This is a genomic window from Sphingomonas sp. Leaf34, from assembly GCF_001421805.1.
GTDB lineage: Bacteria > Pseudomonadota > Alphaproteobacteria > Sphingomonadales > Sphingomonadaceae > Sphingomonas.
Map to the genome: position 1 here is coordinate 674,627 of NZ_LMLC01000001.1, position 22,498 is coordinate 697,124.

18 protein-coding genes are annotated in these 22,498 nt (G+C 67.1%); 11 read left to right on the forward strand and 7 right to left on the reverse strand.

Annotated features, from left to right (window positions below):
- Positions 1–76: 76 nt before the first annotated feature.
- Together ASF00_RS03130 and msrB are read left to right on the forward strand one after the other, a co-directional pair.
- Positions 77–1,315, forward strand: coding sequence for a cytochrome P450 (locus tag ASF00_RS03130; RefSeq protein ID WP_055873965.1), 1,239 nt, complete (start codon positions 77–79; stop codon positions 1,313–1,315).
- A 49-nt stretch (positions 1,316–1,364) separates the two neighbouring features.
- The gene (msrB, locus tag ASF00_RS03135) at positions 1,365–1,865 is read left to right on the forward strand and encodes a peptide-methionine (R)-S-oxide reductase MsrB (protein ID WP_200910465.1); all 501 of its coding nucleotides are present in this window, start codon (positions 1,365–1,367) and stop codon (positions 1,863–1,865) included.
- A gap of 380 nt (positions 1,866–2,245) precedes the next feature.
- Here msrB and ASF00_RS03140 read toward each other — a convergent pair whose 3' ends face one another.
- The 4 genes from ASF00_RS03140 to ASF00_RS03155 all read right to left on the reverse strand — a co-directional run bounded on the left by ASF00_RS03140 (position 2,246) and on the right by ASF00_RS03155 (position 7,305).
- Complete coding sequence (locus ASF00_RS03140) at positions 2,246–2,869, reverse strand: CHAP domain-containing protein (RefSeq protein ID WP_082463185.1); 624 nt, start codon at positions 2,867–2,869, stop codon at positions 2,246–2,248.
- A gap of 137 nt (positions 2,870–3,006) precedes the next feature.
- The gene (locus tag ASF00_RS03145) at positions 3,007–4,887 is read right to left on the reverse strand and encodes a M1 family metallopeptidase (RefSeq protein ID WP_055873968.1); all 1,881 of its coding nucleotides are present in this window, start codon (positions 4,885–4,887) and stop codon (positions 3,007–3,009) included.
- A gap of 134 nt (positions 4,888–5,021) precedes the next feature.
- Positions 5,022–6,455, reverse strand: a complete 1,434-nt coding sequence (locus tag ASF00_RS03150) for an MFS transporter (protein WP_235525583.1) — start codon at positions 6,453–6,455, stop codon at positions 5,022–5,024.
- A 22-nt stretch (positions 6,456–6,477) separates the two neighbouring features.
- Entirely contained in the window at positions 6,478–7,305 is an 828-nt protein-coding gene (locus ASF00_RS03155; protein WP_055873969.1) for an SDR family NAD(P)-dependent oxidoreductase, read from the reverse strand.
- Positions 7,306–7,437: 132 nt separating this feature from the next.
- Here ASF00_RS03155 and ASF00_RS03160 point away from each other — a divergent pair, with 132 nt between their 5' ends.
- Positions 7,438–8,226, forward strand: a complete 789-nt coding sequence (locus ASF00_RS03160) for an SDR family oxidoreductase (RefSeq protein ID WP_055873972.1) — start codon at positions 7,438–7,440, stop codon at positions 8,224–8,226.
- Between the two features lie 24 nt (positions 8,227–8,250).
- On the opposite strand, the gene ASF00_RS03165 is transcribed toward ASF00_RS03160, so the two are convergent.
- Positions 8,251–9,189, reverse strand: coding sequence for a hypothetical protein (locus ASF00_RS03165; RefSeq protein WP_055873975.1), 939 nt, complete (start codon positions 9,187–9,189; stop codon positions 8,251–8,253).
- Between the two features lie 166 nt (positions 9,190–9,355).
- Complete coding sequence (locus ASF00_RS03170) at positions 9,356–11,611, reverse strand: NADP-dependent malic enzyme (protein ID WP_055873977.1); 2,256 nt, start codon at positions 11,609–11,611, stop codon at positions 9,356–9,358.
- A 381-nt stretch (positions 11,612–11,992) separates the two neighbouring features.
- Between ASF00_RS03170 and mutS the strand changes: the two genes are divergently transcribed.
- The 3 genes from mutS to ASF00_RS03185 all read left to right on the forward strand — a co-directional run bounded on the left by mutS (position 11,993) and on the right by ASF00_RS03185 (position 16,291).
- Positions 11,993–14,572, forward strand: coding sequence for a DNA mismatch repair protein MutS (gene mutS / locus ASF00_RS03175; RefSeq protein WP_055873978.1), 2,580 nt, complete (start codon positions 11,993–11,995; stop codon positions 14,570–14,572).
- Between the two features lie 230 nt (positions 14,573–14,802).
- Positions 14,803–15,795 carry a cation diffusion facilitator family transporter gene (locus ASF00_RS03180; protein ID WP_055873980.1) on the forward strand — a complete coding sequence of 331 codons (993 nt, stop codon included), beginning with the start codon at positions 14,803–14,805 and terminating at the stop codon, positions 15,793–15,795.
- A 52-nt stretch (positions 15,796–15,847) separates the two neighbouring features.
- Positions 15,848–16,291, forward strand: coding sequence for a glycine zipper 2TM domain-containing protein (locus ASF00_RS03185; protein WP_055873982.1), 444 nt, complete (start codon positions 15,848–15,850; stop codon positions 16,289–16,291).
- Between the two features lie 196 nt (positions 16,292–16,487).
- Here the strand turns inward: ASF00_RS03185 and ASF00_RS03190 are convergent, their stop codons facing one another.
- Complete coding sequence (locus tag ASF00_RS03190) at positions 16,488–17,516, reverse strand: polyprenyl synthetase family protein (protein ID WP_055873985.1); 1,029 nt, start codon at positions 17,514–17,516, stop codon at positions 16,488–16,490.
- Between the two features lie 109 nt (positions 17,517–17,625).
- On the opposite strand from ASF00_RS03190, the gene ASF00_RS03195 reads away from it, so the two are divergent.
- The 5 genes from ASF00_RS03195 (at position 17,626) to ASF00_RS03215 (ending at position 22,366) form a co-directional block, all read left to right on the forward strand.
- Entirely contained in the window at positions 17,626–17,913 is a 288-nt protein-coding gene (locus ASF00_RS03195) for a chorismate mutase (protein ID WP_055873988.1), read from the forward strand.
- Positions 17,914–17,991: 78 nt separating this feature from the next.
- Positions 17,992–18,741 carry a virulence factor gene (locus ASF00_RS03200; RefSeq protein ID WP_235525584.1) on the forward strand — a complete coding sequence of 250 codons (750 nt, stop codon included), beginning with the start codon at positions 17,992–17,994 and terminating at the stop codon, positions 18,739–18,741.
- Between the two features lie 10 nt (positions 18,742–18,751).
- Positions 18,752–19,153 (forward strand): DUF2147 domain-containing protein, encoded by a 402-nt coding sequence (locus tag ASF00_RS03205; protein ID WP_055873994.1) that lies wholly within the window; start codon positions 18,752–18,754, stop codon positions 19,151–19,153.
- 5 nt (positions 19,154–19,158) lie between these two features.
- Positions 19,159–21,687, forward strand: a complete 2,529-nt coding sequence (mprF, locus tag ASF00_RS03210; protein ID WP_055875312.1) for a bifunctional lysylphosphatidylglycerol flippase/synthetase MprF — start codon at positions 19,159–19,161, stop codon at positions 21,685–21,687.
- Between the two features lie 19 nt (positions 21,688–21,706).
- On the forward strand, positions 21,707–22,366 hold the full coding sequence (locus ASF00_RS03215) for a dTMP kinase (protein ID WP_055873997.1): 660 nt from the start codon (positions 21,707–21,709) through the stop codon (positions 22,364–22,366).
- Positions 22,367–22,498 lie beyond the last annotated feature (132 nt).

Here is a 22,498-nt window from a genome sequence, read left to right on the forward strand (position 1 = left end):
AAAGCCGAATCCGACGGTCCCTATTGACATAGGTGTCAGCAAAGCATTTCCTGTGGCAAAACACGGGAGAGAGACGATGGCGACTCTGGCGAGTGACGTGGCGCAATACGCGGTCGATCCGCTCGATGTGAGTCGTGCCGAACTCTACCGCGACGATCTCTGGCAGGCGCCGTTCGCCCGTCTGCGCGCCGAGTCGCCGGTGCATTATGTCGAGCACTCCGACTACGGGCCGTACTGGTCCGTCTCTACCTACAAGGGGATCGTCGAGGTCGAGTCGCTCCCCGAACTCTATTCGTCCGAGGCGGGCGGCATCACGATCGCCGATTTCGTTGCCGGGCGCGACGTCCAGATGCCGATGTTCATCGCGCGCGATCGGCCCGTCCATACCGGCCAGCGCCGCACCGTCGCGCCCGCCTTCACGCCGAGCGAGATGACCCGGATGTCGGGCGATATCCGAAGCCGCACCGCGGCGATGCTCGACAGCCTGCCGTGGAACACGCGGTTCGACTGGGTCGACACCGTCGCGATCGAACTGACGACGCAGATGCTGGCGATCCTGTTCGACTTTCCGTGGGCGGACCGGCGGAAGCTGACCTTCTGGTCCGACTGGGCGGGTGATATCGAACTGGTGAAGACCGACGAGCTGCGCCAGCAACGCCTCGTCCACATGTTCGAATGCGGCGCGTATTTCAAAACCCTGTGGGACGCGAAGATCGACAAGGACCCGACGCCCGACCTCATTTCGATGATGATCCATTCGGACGCGATGTCTCACATGGATCACAACGAATTCATCGGGAACCTCATCCTGCTGATCGTCGGCGGCAACGACACGACGCGCAATTCGATGTCCGCGCTCGCCTACGGCCTCGACAAGTTTCCCGAGTCGCGCGCCAAGCTGGAGGCGGACCCGGGGCTGATCCCCAATGCGGTGAGCGAGATCCTGCGCTGGCAGACACCGCTCGCGCATATGCGGCGGACCGCGACGGCGGACACCGAACTGATGGGCCAGCAGATCAAGGCAGGCGACAAGCTCGCGCTCTGGTACATTTCGGCGAACCGCGACGAGAGCGTGTTCGGCGAGGATGCGGATTCGATCGTCGTCGATCGCCCCAACGCGCGGCGGCATCTGGCGTTCGGGCACGGTATCCACCGCTGCGTCGGCGCGCGGCTCGCCGAGATGCAGATCGCGATATTGCTCGAGGAGATGGCCAAACGCCGCATGCGCGTAAACGTGCTGGAGGAGCCGACCCGCGTGAACGCGTGCTTCGTCCACGGCTACCGCACGCTGCCGGTGGAGATCAGCAAATACTGAGCGTTGGCGTCACCTTATCGGGTGGTTCGGCCGTACCTATATCCGAACCATGGAGACGAACATGACCCAGGACCGCCGCGCCTTTCTCACGCTTGCCGGCGCAGGCATCGCCGGTTTCACGCTATGGGGATGCTCGTCGCAGCCCGCGCAGGCCGCCGAGCGGTTCGAGGTCACGCTGACCGACGCGCAGTGGCGCAAGAAGCTGTCGCCCGACGCGTATAACACGCTCCGCAAGGAGGGTACCGAGCGGCCCTATTCGAGCCCGCTCAACGGCGAGCATCGTGCGGGGGTGTTCTCGTGCGGCGGGTGCGGTCTGCCGAATTTCTCGTCGAAGACCAAGTTCGAGAGCGGCACCGGCTGGCCGAGCTTCTGGCAGCCATTGCCGAACGCGGTGCGGACGCGGGTCGATTCGACGATGGGGATGGCGCGGACCGAGGTGCATTGCCGGCGATGCGGCGGGCATCTGGGGCATGTGTTCGACGATGGGCCGAAGCCGACGGGGAAGCGCTACTGCATGAACGGCGATGCACTGACGTTTAAGGCTGCTTGAAGAAATTCAGCCCGTGATGGGCATCGCTCATCGCTACCACCTAAAAGTGTTTCCCCGCGAAGGCGGGGATCCAGACTGGGCTCCCGCCTTCGCGGGAGAACAAGGGGCCAGGACCGAGCGGCCCGTTTTACGCTGTAACGTTCGCGCGTTTTCGTAGCGGCCTCTGTGCGTCTGCACCTCCCCGGCGAAGGCCGGGGTCCAATTGGGAGACGTCACTAATCGACGTTGCGCGCTGTTACCGAAACCTCACCAATTGGGCCCCGGCCTTCGCCGGGGAGGTGTTCCTTTAGGGTAGCGTTAAAGCACTCGACTGGCTGGGGGATGATGAGCGCGAGACGTTGGGGCAGCAATGGATGCCGGACCAGCCGGGCGCCACGGGCTCAGTTCGCGTCGTTCACCAGCGTGAAGATGCCGCGGGGGTCGGTCGGGCCGTGCTGCACGCTTGCGAGCTGCGCCGCGTTGGCGCGCTGCGTTGCGGTGACGGTGCGGGTGGCGCTGGCCATCTGGAACGAAGGCTGCGCAGGCGCGTCGAGCGTGTCGGCGGCGGGGGCATGGCCCGAATAGATGAAGCCCTTGGTCGGATAGGACGAGGTGCCGAGGCCGCCCTGCGGACCATACCAGACCTTGACCATGCTCCAGTCGCCGGCGTCGGAGACGTCGACCGCGCGAACGTTGGTCTCGACGGCGCCGGGGCGCGACCAGTTGGCGTGGGTGAGGAGGACTTCGCGGTCGCTGACGACCTTCGAGACCATCGCGACATGGCCGACGCGCATCCGCGAGGTCGGCGAGAAGGCGAGGACCGAACCGGCCTTCGGGGTGTGGCCACGCTCGTAGCGACCCTCGGCCTGGCTCCACCAGGTGTTCGCGTTGCCGCGGATTTCGATGCCCGAAACCGAACGCGCAAACGTGACACACTGCCAGAACTGGGCCGCTGCCGGTGTGGCCGTCATCAGGCCGCACGATACCACCAGCGCAAAACGCGCTGCTAACGCCTTGAAATTCATCGAGACCCCCCGGCCAAAACCCGTTTGTCGCAGTCTGGCTACGGGAGGTTCGATTTAATTGAAAGCGCGCCGGGAACCATATCCGACGAAGCGTGTTGCCGCACCGACCAACGCCCATATTCGTCAGGCAGACTGGCTCAGTTCATGAGTTTCCAGCCGGTTATGCGGTCCACGGTGACCTGCGTGACCGCATGATAGCCCGGCCGCGCCTTGCCGTAGATGTCCATCGCGAGCTTATGGCCCCAGTCCCCTGAGTCCATCAGCTGCTGGAACAGCGGCGCGACGAATTTCCGTCGGCCCTGCGAGGTCAGGAACTGCTCGGCCGAGGCGTCGGCGGGCGCGTAATGATTGGCGAGCGCGAGTTGCAGCCAGGCGAAGCGGATCTCGGCATTGCCCGTGCTGTTCCAGCCGAATGCTTCGTCGAGCGCCTTCAGCCGCTCGGCGGGGAGTTTGCGGGGGAGCTGCGACAGGAAGCGCGTGATCTCCTGCGTGGTCGCCTTGCCCGGAACGCCGGACACGGGCCCGCCTGCCGCATAGGCCTTCGCCGCGGCATCGACTGCGGGGAACGCAGCGGACGTGACATGCACCGCGTTTGCCGGGATGCCGGGGCTGTAGACCCAGGTGTCGACGCCGATCGTCTTGGCCTCGGCGGGGGTGAGCAGCTTCGATTTCAGGTCGGCGAGGAAGCCCGCGCTGGTCTGCGGCTGGAAGGCGTGACGGTCGAAATAGCTGCGCAGATACGCATCCCAGCGTGCGCGGCCGACCTGCTTCTCGATCGTGCGGAGGAACGATGCGCCCTTGTCATAGGCGATCTGAGTCATGCCGTCGTCGGGATCGCGCGCCGCGTCGAGATCGAGGTGGAGCTGCGTGTCCTTCGCCGCCGGACCGCCGGCCTCTTTCACCGCGGCCATCATGTCGGTCCAGGCGAGGTCGGCCTCCATGTCGGCGCGGCGCTTGCCGTACAGCGCCTCCATGATCCGGTTCTCGAAATAGCTGGTGAAACCTTCGTTGAGCCAGAAATCGTCCCACGTTGCATTGGTCACGAGATTGCCCGACCAGCTGTGCGCAAGTTCGTGCGCGATCAGCGAGACGAGGCTGCGGTCGCCCGCGATCGCGGTCGGCGTCGCGAAGGTCAGCGTCGGGTTCTCCATCCCGCCGAACGGGAACGACGGCGGCAGGACCAGCACGTCGTAGCGGCCGAAGCGATACGGGCCGTACAATCCTTCCGCGGCGGCGACGAACTTCTCGAGCTCGCCGAATTCATAGGCGGCCTTGGGGAGCGTGGCGGGCTCGGCCCAGATGCCGGTGCGCGGGCCGGTCGACTTGAACGCGATATCGCCGACCGCGAGCGCGATCAGGTACGGCGCGACGGGCTTGTCCATCTTGTACTGGAAGGTGCAGCGATCGGCGACGCACGTCGGCTTGCCGGTCGCGAGCCCGCTCATCACCGCGGTGAGCTGCTTGGGGACGGCGATCTTCGCCTCCCAGGTCTGGCGGATGCCGGGGGAGTCCTGCGTCGGGATCCAGCTACGGTTGAGGATCGCCTCGCCCTGGCTGAACAGGAATGGCTGCTTCTTGCCCGCGGTCTGCGCCGGGGTCAGCCATTGGAGCGCCTTCGCGTCGGGGGACGAGGCGTAGGCGATGCGAATCTTTTTGGCGCCGTTCAGCGTGACGGTCAGCGGCGCGCCGTGGATCTTGTCGACCGCACCGACTTCGTAGGCGAGCGGTTTGCCGTTGGCGTCGGTGATATTGACGATCTTCAGCCCGTTATCGTCGAGCACGAGCTTCGCGCCCGGTTTGGCCAGGATGTCGAGTGTCGCGATGCCGCGGATGACGTGCGTGTCGAAATCGGCGGCGAGATCGAGCGCGACATGCGTGACGCGGGCTTCTGCGGGGCGGGCGTAGCTGTGCGGATCGCGCGCGTCGGGGGTGGTGAGGATCGGCGCGATCGTCTGTGCCACGGCGGGGGATGCAAGGACGAGCGTCAGGGCGGTGGCTAAAACGGGTGCGATACGCATGAAAACTCCGATGTCACCGTTCCCCGGCGGAGGCCGGGGCCCAGTTGGATAGGCCTTCGTAATGGCGCGCTAGCGGATCAACAACCGTCCCCCGACTGGGCCCGGCCTCCGCCGGGGAACGGCTAAAGTCATACCTACCGAACCGGGTCGGCCAGCCGCGCCAGCCGCGCCAGCCGTGCCTCATGCTCCACGCGCCCGAACGGAAAGCGGGAGAAGAAATACGCCGAGACGCAGGCGAGCACGACGTACAGCCCGGCATAGATCAGCGTCAGCCGGTCGATTGTCGAGACCGGCACTGTCCCCGGTGTCGCCTTGGCCGGGAAGCCCGCGATCGCCAGGATCATCCCGGCGAAGAAGATGCCGATCCCGCTCGTGCATTTCTGGACGAAGAACGAGCCCGCGAAGAACACGCCTTCGGACCGCCGCCCGGTCTTCGCCTCCGAATCCTCGACCACGTCGGCCATCATCGACGCGCCGAGGATGAACCCGGTGACGTTCGACGCGGTGCCGAGGATGAACAGCCCGAACAGCATCGGCAGCAGCGCGCGGTCGCCGACCTCCGGGAAAACGCCGAGCATCCGCAACCAGTAGGGCGCGGTGTTCAGCGCCGCGCCGAGCAGCACCGCGGCCAGGGCGACCTTGGGCTTGCTCCCCGTCCTGCCCAGCCGGGGCGCGGCGAGGAACGCGAGGAACACGCCCGAAAACAGCGCGATCGTCAGGTAGACGAACACCGGTCCCTTGAAGCCCCAGACATAGGTGTAGAGATAGTTCGACATCGCATAGCTGATGCCCTGGATCGTGTACGCGCAGACGCCCGCCGCCATCAGGATGGCGAACGCGCGGTTCTTCACGGTCTGGCGGAGTTCGGCGAAGGACTCGCGCAGAGTCTGCCGCGCGATCGGCGGGTTGGGGAGATGCCTGATCTCGTGGTGCGTGCCGAGCGCGGAGACGAGAATCGCGATGCCGATCGCGACCGCCCCCGCGAGCGCGAACCCGGCATAGCCCGCGCGGTTGAGCAAACCGTTCGGGAACGCCGCAGTGGGGCTGAGGAAATACTGGTACGCCGACAGCAGCATCAGCAACCCACCGACCCAGCCGAACAGATAGCGATAGGCCATGATCCGCGTCCGCTCGTCGTAACCCGAGGTGAGTTCGGGCGTCAGCGCGACCGACGGCACCTCGTAGCAACTCACCGCGCTGCGCACGAGCACCGCCATCGCGAACAGCCAGACGAGCGTCTGCGGCTGCGACAGCATCGCCGGCGGATTCCACAGCAACAGCCAGCCGATCATGATCGGCAGCGCCGACGCGTACATCCAAGGATGCCGCCGCCCCCACCGCGTCCGAGTCCGATCGGAGAAGAAGCCGACCGCGGGATCGACGAACGCATCGATCAGCAGCGCCATCATGATGACCAGCCCGACGGTGGCGGAGGGCAGCCCGACGACTTGGTTGTAGAACAGCAGCAGGAACGTGCCGAACCCGGAATCCTTCACCCCGTACGCCACCGCGCCGAAGCCATAGCTCGCCATCGTCGCGGTCGACAGCCGCCGGGCCGGGGCGGTCATAGCGAGCCGGTCATAGGGGCGGTCATTTCAGGCTGTCGAGGATCGAGAACAGCGACGGTTGCGCGGGGTCCCAGCTCGGCCGCGTGCCGATCGTCATGCCGCCGTCGACCAAGATGTGCGTGCCGGTGATGAAGCTCGCATCGTCGCTGGCCAGGAACGCGACCGCCGCCGCGATGTCGTCGCCGGTACCGGGGCGACGGATCGGCTGTGCGTCGGCGGCGATGTGCGCGATCATCGCGTCGGCCTTGCTGGTCTTCGCCTCGTCGAGATCGAGCATGCGTGTGAAGATGTTGGTGACGATGAAGCCGGGGACGACCGCGTTGACGCGGATCGCGTGGCGCGCAAGATCGGCGGCGGCCTGCTTGGTGAGGTGGAGCACCCCGGCCTTGGCGGTCGAGTAGGCGGTCGGCGCATAACCCGTGCCGAGCGCGGACACCGACGAGGTGTTGACGATCGCGCCACCGCCGCGCTTCGCCATCAGCGGCGCGGCATAGCGGATGCCGAGCGCGACCGAGCGGAGGAGGAGCGCCTGCGTGCGGTCCCAGTCCTCGGGCGAGATCTCGCCGATCGGATCGCGCGATCCGCCCGCACCGGCATTGTTGAACAGGATGTCGAGCCCGCCTGCATCGTCGGCCGCCTGCATCAGCGCCTCGATATCGCTCGCCTGAAGCACGTTGGTGCGCTGGAACTGGATGCGGCCGTCTGATGCATCGGCAAGCGCGCGGCCGCCGGCTTCGTCGATGTCGCCGATCAGGACGGTGGCGCCCTCGTCGGCAAGCCGGAGCGCGGTCGCCCGGCCGATGCCGGACGCGCCGCCGGTCACGACGGCACGTTTGCCAGAAAACCTCATACGCGCTCTCCTGCTCTTTTTTGCGAGCATAGTACGGCCCCCACCCTCGTCAATATGCACCGCTTCGAATAACGGGTTTGCAGGAACGCCGTCCCGACGATACCAAGCGGGCAAACATTCGGAGGATGCGTCATGGATACCACCACCCTGTTCCGGCTCGACGGCCGCGTCGCGCTGATCACCGGCGGCAGCCGCGGGATCGGCAAGATGATCGCCGCGGGCTTCGTCGCGCAAGGGGCCAAGGTCTATATCTCGTCGCGCAAGGCCGCGGCGTGCGAGGAGACCGCCGCCGAACTCGGGCCGAACTGCATCGCGCTGCCGCAGGACGTCTCGACGGTGGCCGGGTGCAAGGCGTTGGCCGAGCAGTTCGCCGAGCATGAGTCGAAGCTTGATATCCTAGTGAACAACGCCGGAGCGGCCTGGGGTGTGCCGTTCGAGGAGTTTTCGGAAGTCGGCTGGGACAAGGTCATGGACCTCAACGTCAAGTCGCCCTTCTTCCTCACGCAGGCGCTGCACGCCGCCTTGAAGGCGTCGGGCTCGCGCGAACGGCCGGCGAAGGTGATCAACATCACCTCGATCGACGGGCAGCGGCTCAACCCGTGGGAGACGTACAGCTATCACGCGTCGAAATCGGCGCTGATATATCTGACCAAGCGGATGGCGGCGCGGCTGGTGACAGACTCGATCAACGTGACCTCGATCGCACCGGGGGCGTTTGCCAGCGACATGAACAAGGCCGCGCGCGATCACGGCGACGCGGTTGCGGAAGGGATTCCGGCGAAGCGCGTCGGAGTCGACGAGGATATGGCGGGCGCGGCGATCTATCTCGCCAGCCGCGCGGGGGATTACGTGATCGGCGAGACGATCACGGTCGATGGCGGGCTGGTGCACGCGTCGCTGGGGACGAGCATCGACGCGTGACGGGCACACTTAACGCGGCGCCGTTCAACCCGGCGGCGACGGCTGAGACAGGGGGGCGATGGTGGATTCGGTAGAGGCGGGCTGCGTTTTCCCGTCCGGAGTCACCGCCGGTGCGCCGGGCGCCCCTGCCGGGGCAGTGCTCACGTTCGCTGTCGTAACGGGACGTTCCGACGGTCGTTGTTCCTCGGCACGTTTTTTCTCGATGTCCGCTGTTTTCGTGGCGATCGAGTCGTTGAACAGGTCCTTCATCCCCAGGAACGAACACAGCCCGGCATAGCGGATAACCTTGGACTCTGCGGCGAAGAACGTTCTTGGCGGCAGCTTCTCGTTTTGCAGCTTCATGCTGTCCTGCGCCGCCAGGACCAGACGCCGCATCTTGGCAAGATCCGCATCAACCATGAAGCTCTCGTCGTAATTCCGGAAGCTGGCGTTAAGGGCGTTGAACCCTACCGTCGATGCAGTAAGCGCCGCACTGCCCGCCTTGACAAGGTTCAACGCGCCGGCGACGAGCGTGCTGGTGTCGGTCGCCAGGCCCTTGCCGAACTGTCGCTTGCGCGCAGACAGATTCACCGACCGGAAGAACTCGTCGCAATACACGTCGGACAGGGTCGTGCCAGCATCCATGAAACGCAACACTTGTTCCTGCTGGACTTTCTGCTCTGTCGTCAGCGGCGTAGTGTAATCGGACCGTCGGAATGCGGCTAGTTTGTCGACGATTTTCTGACAGTTCGCGGCCGAAACCGGCCCCTCGCTCCCGGACGGCTTTTTCCTGGCGGCTTTTGTCGCAGCGTCCTTGGCCCCGGCATCGCCATTGCAGTCATACGCCTGACGCATCTCGACGATGAGCATCAGCTTCTCGTCTTTTGTTTCGGTGGGATCCGCCGATAACTTCGTGCGTAAGGACTCAGGCACCGAGCAACCGCTCAGCGCGACGACACAGGCCACCCCCCAATATTTTGTCATTTACCCCCCCTCAACATCGGCGAGACGCGACGCAACGATACTGGAGAGGCGAAAGGACGGAGCCGTTTACCCTGTCACAGTGAATACACCATGCGTCATTACCGCGACGCAATGTATTTCGGGGTCAAAATGGAGGGATGGAGGGGCGGGCTGCCGAAAACCCGACTTACCGCGCGATTCCCCCTGCAGCCAGAACCGCCAGCGTCACCAGTTCGCTTGCGGTCGACGTCATCGGTGCGACCTGGACCGGCTTTTCCATGCCGATCAGCATCGGGCCGATGACCGAGTCGCCACCCAGCTCGCGCAGCAGCTTCGCCGAGATATGCGCAGACTGGAGCCCCGGCATGATCAGCACGTTCGCCGGCCCCGACAGCCGTGCGAACGGATAGTTGGCCAGCTGCTTGGGGTTCAGCGCGACGTCGGGCGCCATCTCGCCTTCGTATTCGAAGCCGACCTGCCGGCCATCCAGCACCGTCACCGCATCGCGGATATTTTCGAGCCATTCGCCCTTCGGGTTGCCGAAGTTCGAATAGCTGAGGAACGCGACGCGCGGCTCATGCCCCATCCGCCGCGCGACCGCGGCGGTCTGTTCGGCGAAGTCGGCGAGTTGCTCGGCGGTCGGACGCTCGTTGACGGTCGTGTCGGCGATGAACACCGTGTGGCTCTGGCCGACGAGCAGGTGGATGCCGAACGGCGTCTTGCCCGCGAGCGGATCGATCACACGGCGGATCTGGCGCATCGTCTCGCCGTATGTCCGCGTGATGCCGGTGATCATCGCGTCGCCCTCGCCGAGCTGGAGCAGCAGCGCGCCGAAGATGTTGCGGTCCTGGTTGACCATCCGCTCGCAATCGCGGCGCAGATAGCCGCGCCGCTGGAGCCGCGAATACAGGAAGTCGACCATCTTGGGCACCAGCGGCGAGACGCGGCTGTTGTGCAGCTCGAAGCTCTCAGGGTCGGTCACGCCCAGCGCGCGCAACCGCTCGGGCACGTCGTCGCGACCGACCAGCACCGGCGTGCCATAGCCGCCTTCCTTGAACGCGATCGCCGCGCGCAGCACGACCTCCTCTTCGCCTTCCGCGAAGATCACGCGCTTGGGATGCGCGCGCGCGCCCTCATACGCCATCGACAGCACCGAGGTGGTCGGGTTGAGCCGCGCTCTCAAGGAATGGCGATAGGCTTCGATGTCGAGGATCGGCTTGGTCGCGACGCCAGACGCCATCGCCGCCTTGGCGACCGCGACGGGGACGACCTCCATCAGCCGCGGATCGAACGGCGCGGGGATGATGTAGGTCGGGCCGAAGCTGTGACGGACGCCGTACGCCGCGGCGACTTCCTCGGGGACGCGTTCGCGCGCGAGTTCGGCGATCGCGTTGGCGGCGGCGATCTTCATCGCATCGTTGATCCCCGTCGCGCGCACGTCGAGCGCACCGCGGAAGATGAACGGGAAACCCAGCACGTTGTTGACCTGGTTCGGATAATCCGAACGGCCGGTCGCGACGATCGCGTCGGGACGCGCGGCCATCGCCAGCTCGGGGCGGATCTCCGGCTCGGGATTGGCCATCGCGAAGATGATCGGCGCGGGCGCCATGTCCTTGACCATCTCGGGCGTCAGCGAGCCTGCCGCCGACAGCCCGAGGAACACGTCGGCGCCGACCAGCGCCTCCGTCAGCGTGCGCGTCTCGGTGATCGCGGCGTGCGCGGACTTCCACTGGTCGACGCCTTCGCGGCCCTGGTAGATCACGCCCTTGCGGTCGCACAGGATGACGTTGTCGCCGCGCACGCCCATCGCCTTGACGAGCTCGGTGCACGCGATCGCCGCCGCACCCGCGCCGTTGACGACGATCTTCACCTCGGAGAGCTTGCGGCCCGTCAGCAGGCACGCGTTGATCAGCCCCGCGGCGGTGATGATCGCCGTGCCGTGCTGGTCGTCATGGAAGACCGGGATGTTCATGCGTTCGCGCAACGCCTGCTCGATGATGAAGCATTCGGGCGCCTTGATGTCCTCGAGGTTGATGCCGCCGAACGTCGGCTCCATCAGCTCGACCGCGTCGATGAAGCGGTTCACGTCTTCGGTCTTCAGCTCGATATCGATCGCGTCGACATCGGCGAAGCGCTTGAAGAGTACCGCCTTGCCTTCCATCACCGGCTTGCTGGCGAGCGGGCCGAGATTGCCCATGCCGAGGATCGCGGTGCCGTTCGAGATCACCGCAACGAGGTTTCCCTTGGCGGTATAGTCATAGACGGTCGCGGGGTCGTCGTAGATCGCCTGCACGGGCACCGCGACGCCGGGCGAATAGGCGAGCGCGAGGTCGCGCTGCGTCGCCATCGGCTTCGACGCGATGATCTCGATCTTCCCCGGCCGGCCTTCCGAATGGAACAGCAGCGCTTCGCGTTCGGAGAATTGGAGCGTTTCGTCGGACATGGCGGGGCCTCGCGGGGGGATCGTTAGGATTGGAGGACCTTCTAGGCAGGTGGCCGGCGTTCGTCACCCCGGACACTTGCCCCAGGGCTTGGAGCTAACCACCACCCCGGCGAAGGCCGGGGCCCAAGTGGGAAGGCTGAAGTAAGGACGGACCGTCCTTTGTTACCGCCGTCCCCCATTTGGGCCCCGGCCTTCGCCGGGGTGGTTGTGATAAGCGGGGGTGGTGCGGATGAGGGCGGTTGGGGTGCGCAGCCGAGCCTCACGCCCCCTCACCCTCCCACGCTGCGCGCGGGCCCCTCCCTCTCCCCGAGGGGAGAGGGGTTTTACGGGGCGCGGCTTTTCGCTACCCGCACCGTGATGTCGCACCCCGCCCCTACCCCCATGATGACGCAGTATCTCGGCTTGAAAGCGGAGGCGCAGGACTGTTTGCTGTTCTACCGCATGGGCGATTTCTTCGAGCTGTTCATGGACGACGCGCGGACCGCCGCCGCGGTGCTCGACATCGCGCTGACCGCGCGCGGCGAGCATGAGGGCAAGCCGATCCCGATGTGCGGCGTCCCCGTCCATGCCGCGACCGTCTATCTGCAACGCCTGATCAAGGCGGGCCACCGCGTTGCGATCGCCGAGCAGGTCGAGAGCCCCGCCGAGGCCAAGGCACGCGGCGGCTCCAAGGCGCTCGTCGCGCGCGCGATCGTCCGCGTCGTCACCGCCGGCACGCTGACCGAGGAGGCACTACTCGACGCCCGCAGCGACAATTGGTGCGTCGCGATCGGCGAGGTCGGCGGCGGCGTCGCGATCGCCGCGGCCGACGTCTCGACCGGCCGGTTCGAAATCGTCGAGGTCGCCCCCGACGCGGTCGACGCCGAACTCGCGCGGCTCGGCGCGGCCGAAGTCGTCGCCGCGGAGGCGAGCGTGTTCGCGGAGGCCGCCACCACGCTCCGGCCCAAGCTCGACTTCGACAGCGCCGCGGGCGAGGCGCGGCTGAAGCGGCTCTACGGCGTCGCGACGCTCGACGGGTTCGGCCAGTTCGGCCGCGCCTCCCTCGCCGCGGCGGGCGGACTGGTCGCGTATCTCGAGCATAACGCCAAGGGCACGATGCCCTTCCTGCGCCCGCCGCGAATCGGCCGCGCGGCGGAGACGATGGCAATCGACGCGGCCACGCGCGAGAGCCTGGAGCTCACCTGCACCACCGGCGGCGTCCGCAAGGGCAGCCTGCTCGACGCGGTCGACCGCACCGTCACCGGCGCGGGCGCGCGGTTGCTGGGCGCGGATCTCGGCGCGCCGTTGATGGACGCAGCCGCGATCGATGCGCGGCTCGATCTCGTCCGGCTGTTCCACGACGATCAGGCGGCGCGCGAGCGGTTGCGGTCGACGCTGCGCGCGCTCCCCGATATCGGCCGCGCGCTCGGCCGGCTCGCGGCGGGGCGTGGTGGCCCGCGCGATCTCGGCCAGTTGCGCGACGGGCTCGACGGCGCGTGGAGCCTTGGCGAGCGGCTCGACGGGATCGACACGCCGCCGCCGCTGCTGCGCGCCATCGCGCCGCGGCTGCGCGGGCATGGCGCGCTGATCGACCTGCTCAAGCGCGCATTGGTGCCGTCACCGCCGATCGAGTCGTCCGACGGGGGGTATATCGCGGCGGGCTATGACGCCGCGCTCGACGACCTGCGCGATGCGGGCGCGGGCGGCAGGCGCGCGATCGCCGCGCTGGAGGCCGAATTCCGCACCACCACGGGCGTCACCGCGCTGAAGATCCGCCACAACGGCGTGCTCGGCTATCATGTCGAGGTGCCTGCGCGCGCCGCCGACCCGCTGATGAAGCCCGAGAGCGGCTTCACGCATCGCCAGACGCTGGCCGGGGTCGTGCGGTTCAACACGCCTGCGCTGCACGAGGTCGCGGCCAAGGTGTCGCAGTCGGGCGCGCATGCGCTGGCGGCCGAAGCCGCGCATCTCGAGGAGCTGACCGCGCAGGCGCTGGCGGGGCGCGAGGCGATCGCCGCGACCGCCGATGCGCTCGCGCGGCTCGACGTAGCGGCGGGCCTCGCCGAGCGCGCGGCGGAAGGTGCGTGGGCGCGGCCGGCGCTGGTCGATCACGCGTGCTTCGAGATCGAGGGCGGACGGCACCCGGTGGTCGAAGCCGCGGTCGCGAAATCGGGCGACCGGTTCGTTGCGAACGACTGCAACCTGTCCGAAAGCTCGCGGCTGTGGCTCGTCACCGGCCCGAACATGGGCGGTAAATCGACCTTCCTGCGCCAGAACGCGCTGATCGCGGTGCTGGCACAAGCGGGCTCCTACGTGCCCGCGACCAAGGCAACGCTCGGCCTCGTCGATCGCCTCTTCAGCCGCGTCGGCGCGTCGGACAATCTCGCGCGCGGGCGGTCGACCTTCATGGTCGAGATGGTCGAGACCGCGGCGATCCTCGCGCAGGCGACGCCGCGCTCGTTCGTGATCCTCGACGAGGTCGGGCGCGGCACCTCGACCTATGACGGGCTCGCGATCGCCTGGGCGGTGGTCGAGGCGATCCATGAGGACAACCGGTGCAGGTGTCTGTTCGCGACGCATTATCACGAGCTGACGCGGCTTGCCGAACGCTGCGAGGCGCTGTCGCTGCATCACGTCCGCGCGCGCGAGTGGAAGGGCGAGCTGGTGTTGCTCCACGAACTCGCCGACGGCCCGGCGGATCGCAGCTACGGGCTTGCGGTCGCGCGGCTCGCGGGGATGTCACCGGCGACGGTTGCGCGCGCGAAGGCGGTGCTGGCCAAGCTCGAGGCGGGCCGCGCGAAGACCGGCGGGATCGCCGCCGGTCTCGACGACCTGCCGCTGTTCGCCGCCGCGGCGCAGGTCGAGGAGGTCGCTTGCGACGTGCTGCGCGAGGATCTGGCGAAGCTCGACATCGACGCGATGAGCCCGCGCGATGCGCTCGATGCGCTGTACCGGTTGAAGGCGCTTGCCAGCGAGGGGTGACGCATCTGCCATCCCCAATCCTCCCCCGCCAGGGGGAGGTGGCGCCCAAGTCGTCGGAGGGGGAGGACACGCGACAGACGTTTCCCTTTCCTCCCCCTCCGTCAGGCTGCGCCTGCCACCTCCTCCTGGCGGGGGAGGATCGCGCGGGGTGCGTATGATGACCGCTCCGCGTCCTAGTATCTCACGACCGCTCGATGCTACGCGGCGACAGGATCAGTGGAGCGCGGGCCTTGGGCGGACATCATCACGAGCATTCTCAAGGTCATGGTCACAGCCATGCCGGGCATGGCCATGGCGGGCACGGGCATGGCGGGCACGGGCATGGCGGGCACGGGCACAGCCACGCCCCCGCCTCGTTCGACCGCGCCTTTGCGATCGGCATCGGCCTCAACATCGTCTTCGTCGCGGTGGAAGCCATCGTCGGCCTGCGGATCGACTCGGTCGCGCTGCTCGCCGACGCCGGGCACAACCTGTCCGATGTGCTCGGCCTCGTCGTCGCCTGGGGCGGGACGATGCTCGCGCGCACAGCACCCAGCAAGCGCTTCACCTACGGGCTGAAGGGCTCGACGATCCTCGCCGCGCTCACCAACGCACTCCTCCTGCTCGTCGCGCTGGGCGCGATCGTGCTCGAGGCGTCGCAGCGTTTCGCCGACCCCGCCCCGACTGCGGGCCTCACCGTCTCGATGGTCGCGGGCATCGGTATCGCGGTCAACGCGATCACCGCCTGGATGTTCGCGCGCGGGCGCAAGGGCGACGTCAACATTCGCGGCGCGTATCTGCACATGGCGGCCGACGCGCTGGTCTCGGCGGGCGTGGTGATCGCCGGCCTCGTGATCTGGCGCACGGGGCTCACCTGGATCGACCCCGCGGTCAGCATCGTGATCGCGATCCTCATCTTCTGGCAGACCTGGGGCCTGCTGCGCGAGACGGTCGAGATGGCGCTGTCCGCCGTCCCCCGCGGCATCGCGTTCGACGATGTCGACGCGGCGTTGTGCGACCTGCCCGGAGTCACCGAGATCCACGATCTGCACATCTGGCCGATGAGCACCACCGAACCCGTGCTGACCGCGCATCTGGTCATGCCCGCCGGCCATCCCGGCGATCACTTCCTGAGCGATACCCGAGTGATGCTGCACGACAGGTTCGGGATCGGCCATGCCACGCTGCAGGTCGAGACGGGCAGCGGCCATGCGTGTTCGATGGCGAACGCGGCGACGGTTTGAACTTTTACGACGAGGGAAGTGTTACCCCGACATAGATCAGGAGCATTTACCCATGAAGAAGCATCTTATCGCCGCGCTGATGTCGGTCGCGGTTGCCGCTCCCGCGATGTTGCCGACCGCAGCGACTGCGCAGCGCAATGACGATCGCCGCGACCGCGACCACCGCGATCGTGACGGCCGCTGGGGTGACGACCGTCGTGGGGGCGATCGCAATTGGCGCGGTGACAATGATCGCAACTGGGATCCGTCGCGCAGCTACCAGAACGGTAATTACCGCGAGCGCCGGCTCAGCCGCAACGACCGCATCTATCGCGGCAGGGACGGCCGCGCCTATTGCAAGCGCAACGACGGCACGACCGGTCTGGTGATTGGTGCGCTTGGCGGCGGCGTGCTGGCGAACCTGATCGGCGGCGGGACGCTCGGCACGCTGGCGGGTGCCGGTGGCGGCGCACTGCTCGGCCGCTCGGTCGATCGCGGCAACGTGAAGTGCCGCTGAGCCCTAACCGGTTCTAGAAACGACAACAGCGGCCGAGCGATCGGCCGCCGTTTTTGTGTCTTCGCTTGATCCTCCCCCGCCAGGGGGAGGTGTCGCCGAAGGTGACGGAGGGGAAGGACACGCAACAGGCGTTTCCCTTCCCGCCCCCTCCGTCCGGCGGACGCCTGCCACCTCCCCCTGGCGGGGGAGGATCAATTCAGTACGCGCGGGCGACCGCGAATTCGACCGCTTCGACCATTGTGTCCTTGGCCGCGCCGTCGGGAAACCCCGCGATCGAATCGATCGCGCGCTGTCCGTAATGCCGCGCGCGCGCGAACGTATCGTCGATCGCGCGCGTCGACCGGATCAGCCGCACCGCCTGTTGCAGATCGGTGTCGCTGTCGCGGCGGCCCTCGACCGCGTCCTTCCAGAACGCGCGATCTTCTGCCGAGCCGCGCGCGTAGGCCAGGATCACCGGCAGCGTCATCTTGCCCTCGCGGAAATCGTCGCCGGCGTCCTTGCCCATCGTGTCCGCGTCCGAGACATAGTCGATCGCGTCGTCGACCAGCTGGAACGCGATGCCGAGGTTGCGGCCATAGGCGTCGAGCGCGGCTTCCTCCGCCTCGGGCCGCTCCGCAACGACCGCGGCTATCCGGCACGCCGCCGCGAACAACGCCGCGGTCTTGGCACCGATGATGTCGAGATAGCGCTCCTCGCCGAGATCGACCCGGCGTGCGGCGGTCAGCTGGTTGACCTCGCCCTCGGCGATCACCGCGCTGGTGGAGGACAGGATCTTGAGTGCTTTCAGGCTACCCGCCTCGACCATCAGCTCGAAGCTGCGGCTGAACAGGAAATCGCCGACCAGCACACTGGCGGGATTGCCCCAGATGATGTTGGCCGTGCGCTTGCCGCGGCGCAGGTCCGATCCGTCGACGACGTCGTCATGGAGCAGCGTCGCGGTGTGGATGAATTCGACCGCGGCGGCGAGCAGGTGATGCTGCGTGCCGGCATAGCCGATCAGCTGCGCGCTCGCGAGCGTCAGCATCGGCCGCATCCGCTTGCCGCCGCCCGCAATCAGGTGACCGGCGAGTTCGGGGATCAACGGGATTTCGGACTGCATCCGGCCGCGGATCACCGCGTTGACCTGATCCATGTCGCCGGACACGAGCCTGACCATCGGGTCCAGCGACGGCTGGGACTCGGGATTGGGACGTAGGGATTCGAGGCGGTGGACGGTGGCGCTCATCTTCCCGTGCCTCTGACGCCTATGCCCCGGCAAAGCAACCCTTGCTGCCTCTTGCCGATCCCGCATCGTGCCCGCAAAAGGCGCGGCGAACCAGTGAAAGGGTGCGTGCGTGGCTGACGAACTGCTGAACGGATACCGCCAGAGCATCGACAATATCGACGCGGCGCTGATCCACATGCTCGCCGAGCGCTTCAAGGTGACGCAGGCGGTCGGCCGACACAAGGCGACGCACGGCCTGCCCGCCGCCGATCCCGGTCGCGAGGAGCGCCAGATCGCCCGGCTCCGGCAATTGGCGACCGACGCGCAGCTCGACCCGGAATTTTCTGAAAAATTCCTGCGTTTCATCATAGACGAGGTGATCCGGCATCACGAACGCCTCGCGCACGAGCCGGGCTGAGGCGCGGACCGGCTGACAATCCCCCCCGCCAAGCGGAGGATCGCAGGACTTCCCGCCTGACCGTATGACGAAAACGTCATGCCTGCTCCACGTGTCGATCATCCGCTCGGGCGCAATCGGTTGCGAATGCCGTGGTTTCGCCGATCCTCACTCGCTTTTGTCGGACTCGCCGTGGCGGCGGTCGGCTTCATGGGCTGGCTCGGTTATTTCGGCGGCCCGGTATTCACCGATCTCGCGCCGAGCAAGCCGGAGCGTCGCTATGCGGTCGTGCTGCTGAGCGGAGACCTCGGGGTGAAGATCGGCATGGCCCCCCAGATCGCACGGCGGCTGGTGGCGGACGGAGTGCCCGTGGTCGCTGTCAACACGCTGACCTATCTGCGCAAGACCCGGACGCCAGCGGACATCACGACGTTGATCGCGCGCGCCGAACAACGCGCGTTGCGGTTCGGACATACCGACCGGGTCGTGCTGATCGGCCAGTCGTTCGGCGCGGACATGCTCCATGTCGGCTTGGTCGGACTGCCCCCACCGCTGCGCACGAAGATCGCCAGGGTCGCGCTGATCGTACCCGAGGACACCGTTCAGTTTCGCGCATCGCCGAGCGAGGTGTTCGACATCTGGACGCCGACCACCGCAGCGTTGCCGACCGCGCGCCGGCTTATCTGGGCGCCGTTGTTGTGCGTCCAGGGCGCCGACGAAATCGACAGTCTTTGCCCGCTGTTAACGCAGGCCAATGCAACGCGGGTCGCGCTGCCCGGTGGACATCCGCTTCACCGCGACGCCGACGCGCTCTACGACGTGATATGGCGGTTCGTGTCCGCGGGGTGAGGATCGATTGATGGTTGCTGCATTGTTGGCGCTCGCGGTGCTCGCGGGAGGCCCCGCCCCCGCGTCTCCTGTCGACGGAACCTGGCACAATCCGAAAAACAGCGTGGCCGTGAAGACCGGCGTCTGCCCCGACAGGACGGCTGGCGACACGCTGTGCGGCTGGGTCGTTCGCGCCGATGACGAGGCGCAGGCGGATGCGCGCGACGGTGGCACGCCGAAGCTGATCGGCGCGGCGCTGCTGCGCGACTACAGGCCCAGCGGGCACAACAAATGGTCCGGGGAGATTTTTGTCCCCGACATGGGCCGGACGTTCGGCTCGACGCTGACGCTGGTCGACGCGAACACGATCGCCGTGAAGGGCTGTCTGGTCGGCGGGTTCTTCTGCAAGACGCAGACGTGGCACCGCGGTTGACGCGCATGGCCCGGATACGCGACTGGATCGCACACCGCCGTGGCACGCTGATCGCGCTGGCGGTGCTGATCGTCGCAGTGATCGGCTTCGCGGCGATCCACAAGCTGACCGCCGAAATCCGGCTGTCCGAAGTGCGCGCGGCGTTCGCAGCGCTCGGCTGGCCCGAATTGTCCGCATCGATCGCGCTGACCATCGTCAGCTACATCGCGCTGACCTTCTACGACACGATCGCGCTGAAGGTGATCGGCCACCCGTTGCCATGGCGCACGGCTGCGGTCGCATCGTTCACGAGCTATACGATCAGCCACAATCTCGGCCTGGCGATGCTGACCGGGGGCTCGGCGCGCTATCGCGTCTATAGCCGCGCCGGTCTCGACGAGGCAGCGGTGGCACGCGTCGTGCTGATCGCGGGCGTGACATTCTGGGCGGGCGTCATCGCCGTCGCCAGCCTGTCGATGGCGATCCATCCCGGCATGCTGCCGATCGTCGACTGGACGATACCGCCGCTGCTCGAGCGAGCGATCGGAATCGCGATCCCGCTCGCGATGCTGGGGATCGTCCTGCGCTTCCGCCGTGGTGGCGCGCTCGGGCTGTTCGGCTGGCGGCTGCCGCTGCCAAACTGGCGACAGGCGCTGGCGCTGCTCCTGGTCTCGACGGTCGACCTCGCGGCGGCCAGCGCCGCGCTGTTCGTGCTGCTGCCCCACGCGTCGCCCGCGCTCTATCCGGTGCTGTTCCTCGGCTATGCGGTGGCGATCGTCGTCGCGCTGATCAGCCACGTGCCCGGCGGGCTCGGCGTGTTCGAGGCGGTCATCATCGCGGCGATGCCCGAGAACAACGCGACCATCCTCGCCGCGCTGCTCGCCTATCGGATCATCTACTATGTCGCGCCGCTGATCCTGGCGGCGGTGTTGATGGCGTTCCACGAGGGCAAGCAGTGGCGCGGCCGCGGGGCCGATCCGCTGACGATCGCGTTGCCGCTCGCGCCGCTGCTGCTGGGCGTACTGGTGTTCCTCAGCGGTGCGATGCTGCTCGTGTCGGGCGCGCTACCCGCGGCGCCCGGCCGGATGGACACGCTCGCGACGATCCTGCCGCTGCCGATCAGCGAGATGGCGCATGTCGCGGCAAGCCTCGTCGGCGTCATGCTGCTGCTGGTTGCGCTGGGGCTGTACCGACGGCTCGACGGTGCGTTCTGGGCGGCGCGGCTGCTGCTGATCGCAGGCGCGCTGCTATCGATCGCCAAGGGCCTCGATTACGAGGAGGCGACGATCCTGCTGCTCACCACCGCCGCGCTGCAATGGACAAGGGCGGCGTTCTACCGGCGGACGCGGCTGACCGCGGAGCCGCTGTCGCCCGAGTGGCTGGTCGGGGTCGGCGCGGCGATCGGCCTGTCGGTGCTGATTGGCTTCTTCGCCTATCGCCGGGTCGGGTATTCGAGCGATCTGTGGTGGCAGTTCGAGACCAACGCCAATGCCTCGCGCTTCCTGCGCACCAGCCTCGCGGTCGGACTGTTGCTGATCGGCGCGTCGATCTGGCGGCTGTTCGCGGCGGCGCCGGTGCCAGTGGTGCACGACATGCTGCCCGACGACGTCGCGACCGCGGCGCTTGCGCATGCCGACCGCACCGACGCGATGCTCGCCTTCACCGGCGACAAGCGCTTCCTGGTATCGGACAGCAGCGATGCGTTCCTGATGTACCAGGTCAAGGGCGCGAGCTGGATCGTGATCGGCGATCCGGTCGGCCCGTCGGAGGCCTGGTCCGAACTCCTCTGGGCGATCCGCGCGCGCGCAGACGCCGCGCAAGGGCGGCTGCTGCTGTACCAGATCGGCCTGCGCATCGTGCCGATCGCAATCGAGATGGGGCTCAAGCTCGTCAAATATGGCGAGGAGGCGACCGTCGAACTCGATGGCTTTACGCTCGAGACGCCCGAGATGCGCAGCGTGCGCAAGGCCAGCCGCGTGGCCGAGCGGGCCGGCGCCGCGTTTGCGGTGGTCCCCGCCGCCGAGATGCCCGCAATCATCCCAGAACTGCAGGCGATCTCCGACTGGTGGCTCGCCGACAAGGATCACGCCGAGAAGAGCTTCAGCGTCGGCCGGTTCGAGTCGGGCTATCTGGCGAAGTTCGACTGCGCGGTGGTGCGGATCGAAGGACGCGTGGTCGCCTTCGCCAACATCTGGGGGACGCCCAACAAGCAGGAACTATCGGTCGACCTGATGCGCCACGCCGCGGACATGCCGCAAGGTGGCATGGATTTCCTGTTCACGCGGCTGATGCTGTGGGGACACGAGCACGGCTATCGGCATTTCTCGCTCGGGATGGCGCCGCTGTCGGGGATCGAGGCGCGGCGGCTGTCACCGACCTGGTCGAAGGTCGCCGCGTTCCTGTTCCGCCACGGCGAGCGATTCTACGGCTTTGCCGGCCTGCGCGCATACAAGGAGAAATTCCGGCCGAACTGGACGCCGCGGTACATCGCGTCGCCGGGCGGCACGTCGCTGTTGCGCGGACTGATCGATTTGCAGGCTTTGGTGAGCCGGTAAGGCTTGCTAGGGCGCGCCCATGAGCTTCCTCCTCGCAATCGAAGGCGCCGACGGCGCGGGCAAGGCCACCGCCTCGGCGCTGGTGGTCGAACAGATGCGCGCCGCCGGCCGCACCGCCGACGTCGTATCGTTTCCGCGCTACACCGAAACGGTCGGCGGCTGGGCGCTCGGCGCCATGCTGGCAGGCACGCTGCCGCGCGGCACGTCGCCCAAGGCGGCGGCCGTGCTCTACGCGCTCGACCGGATGGAATCGCGCGATCACCTGCTGGCGACGATGGCCGCGAACGACGTCGTCGTGTTCGACCGCTACATCGCATCGAACATGGCGTATCAGGCGGCGCAGGTTCCCGCGGACGAGGCCGACGCGATGATGGCATGGATCGCCCATCTCGAGACGGGCTCGTTCGCGCTGCCGACGCCCGATCTGTCGGTGTATCTCGATACGCCTGCCGCGATTGCCCGCGGGCTGATCCTGAAGAAGCGCAAACGCTCCTACACCGACGATGCGTTCGATGCGTACGAGGCGGATACCGGGCTGCAGGATCGGGTACGTACCAATTATGCGGCGATGGCGCAGGCCGGACTGCTCGGGCGCTGGGCAACGGTATCGACTGTTGTGGACGGCGCGTCGCGCCCGCCCGCCGATATCGCGGCGGAGATCGTCGCGCTCCTGGACTGAAGCGCTCGCGCTTCCCGAACCCCGCCCGTGTGGCGCGTCGGTCTGGATCGTTTTTCCATTTGCGATCAAGCCGGGTTTTGCAGCGGATCAAAAATTCCGCATTGCAGCAAAATCAAACGCCATTACTTAGCA

Bases quoted from the DNA above. Each gene is read 5' to 3' on its own strand.
- ASF00_RS03130 (WP_055873965.1), top strand. From the start codon at position 77: ATGGCGACTCTGGCGAGTGACGTGGCGCAATACGCGGTCGATCCGCTC.
- msrB (WP_200910465.1), top strand. From the start codon at position 1,365: ATGGAGACGAACATGACCCAGGACCGCCGCGCCTTTCTCACGCTTGCC.
- ASF00_RS03140 (WP_082463185.1), bottom strand. From the start codon at position 2,869: ATGAATTTCAAGGCGTTAGCAGCGCGTTTTGCGCTGGTGGTATCGTGC.
- ASF00_RS03145 (WP_055873968.1), bottom strand. From the start codon at position 4,887: ATGCGTATCGCACCCGTTTTAGCCACCGCCCTGACGCTCGTCCTTGCA.
- ASF00_RS03150 (WP_235525583.1), bottom strand. From the start codon at position 6,455: ATGACCGCCCCGGCCCGGCGGCTGTCGACCGCGACGATGGCGAGCTAT.
- ASF00_RS03155 (WP_055873969.1), bottom strand. From the start codon at position 7,305: ATGAGGTTTTCTGGCAAACGTGCCGTCGTGACCGGCGGCGCGTCCGGC.
- ASF00_RS03160 (WP_055873972.1), top strand. From the start codon at position 7,438: ATGGATACCACCACCCTGTTCCGGCTCGACGGCCGCGTCGCGCTGATC.
- ASF00_RS03165 (WP_055873975.1), bottom strand. From the start codon at position 9,189: ATGACAAAATATTGGGGGGTGGCCTGTGTCGTCGCGCTGAGCGGTTGC.
- ASF00_RS03170 (WP_055873977.1), bottom strand. From the start codon at position 11,611: ATGTCCGACGAAACGCTCCAATTCTCCGAACGCGAAGCGCTGCTGTTC.
- mutS (WP_055873978.1), top strand. From the start codon at position 11,993: ATGATGACGCAGTATCTCGGCTTGAAAGCGGAGGCGCAGGACTGTTTG.
- ASF00_RS03185 (WP_055873982.1), top strand. From the start codon at position 15,848: ATGAAGAAGCATCTTATCGCCGCGCTGATGTCGGTCGCGGTTGCCGCT.
- ASF00_RS03190 (WP_055873985.1), bottom strand. From the start codon at position 17,516: ATGAGCGCCACCGTCCACCGCCTCGAATCCCTACGTCCCAATCCCGAG.
- ASF00_RS03200 (WP_235525584.1), top strand. From the start codon at position 17,992: ATGCCTGCTCCACGTGTCGATCATCCGCTCGGGCGCAATCGGTTGCGA.
- ASF00_RS03205 (WP_055873994.1), top strand. From the start codon at position 18,752: ATGGTTGCTGCATTGTTGGCGCTCGCGGTGCTCGCGGGAGGCCCCGCC.
- mprF (WP_055875312.1), top strand. From the start codon at position 19,159: ATGGCCCGGATACGCGACTGGATCGCACACCGCCGTGGCACGCTGATC.
- ASF00_RS03215 (WP_055873997.1), top strand. From the start codon at position 21,707: ATGAGCTTCCTCCTCGCAATCGAAGGCGCCGACGGCGCGGGCAAGGCC.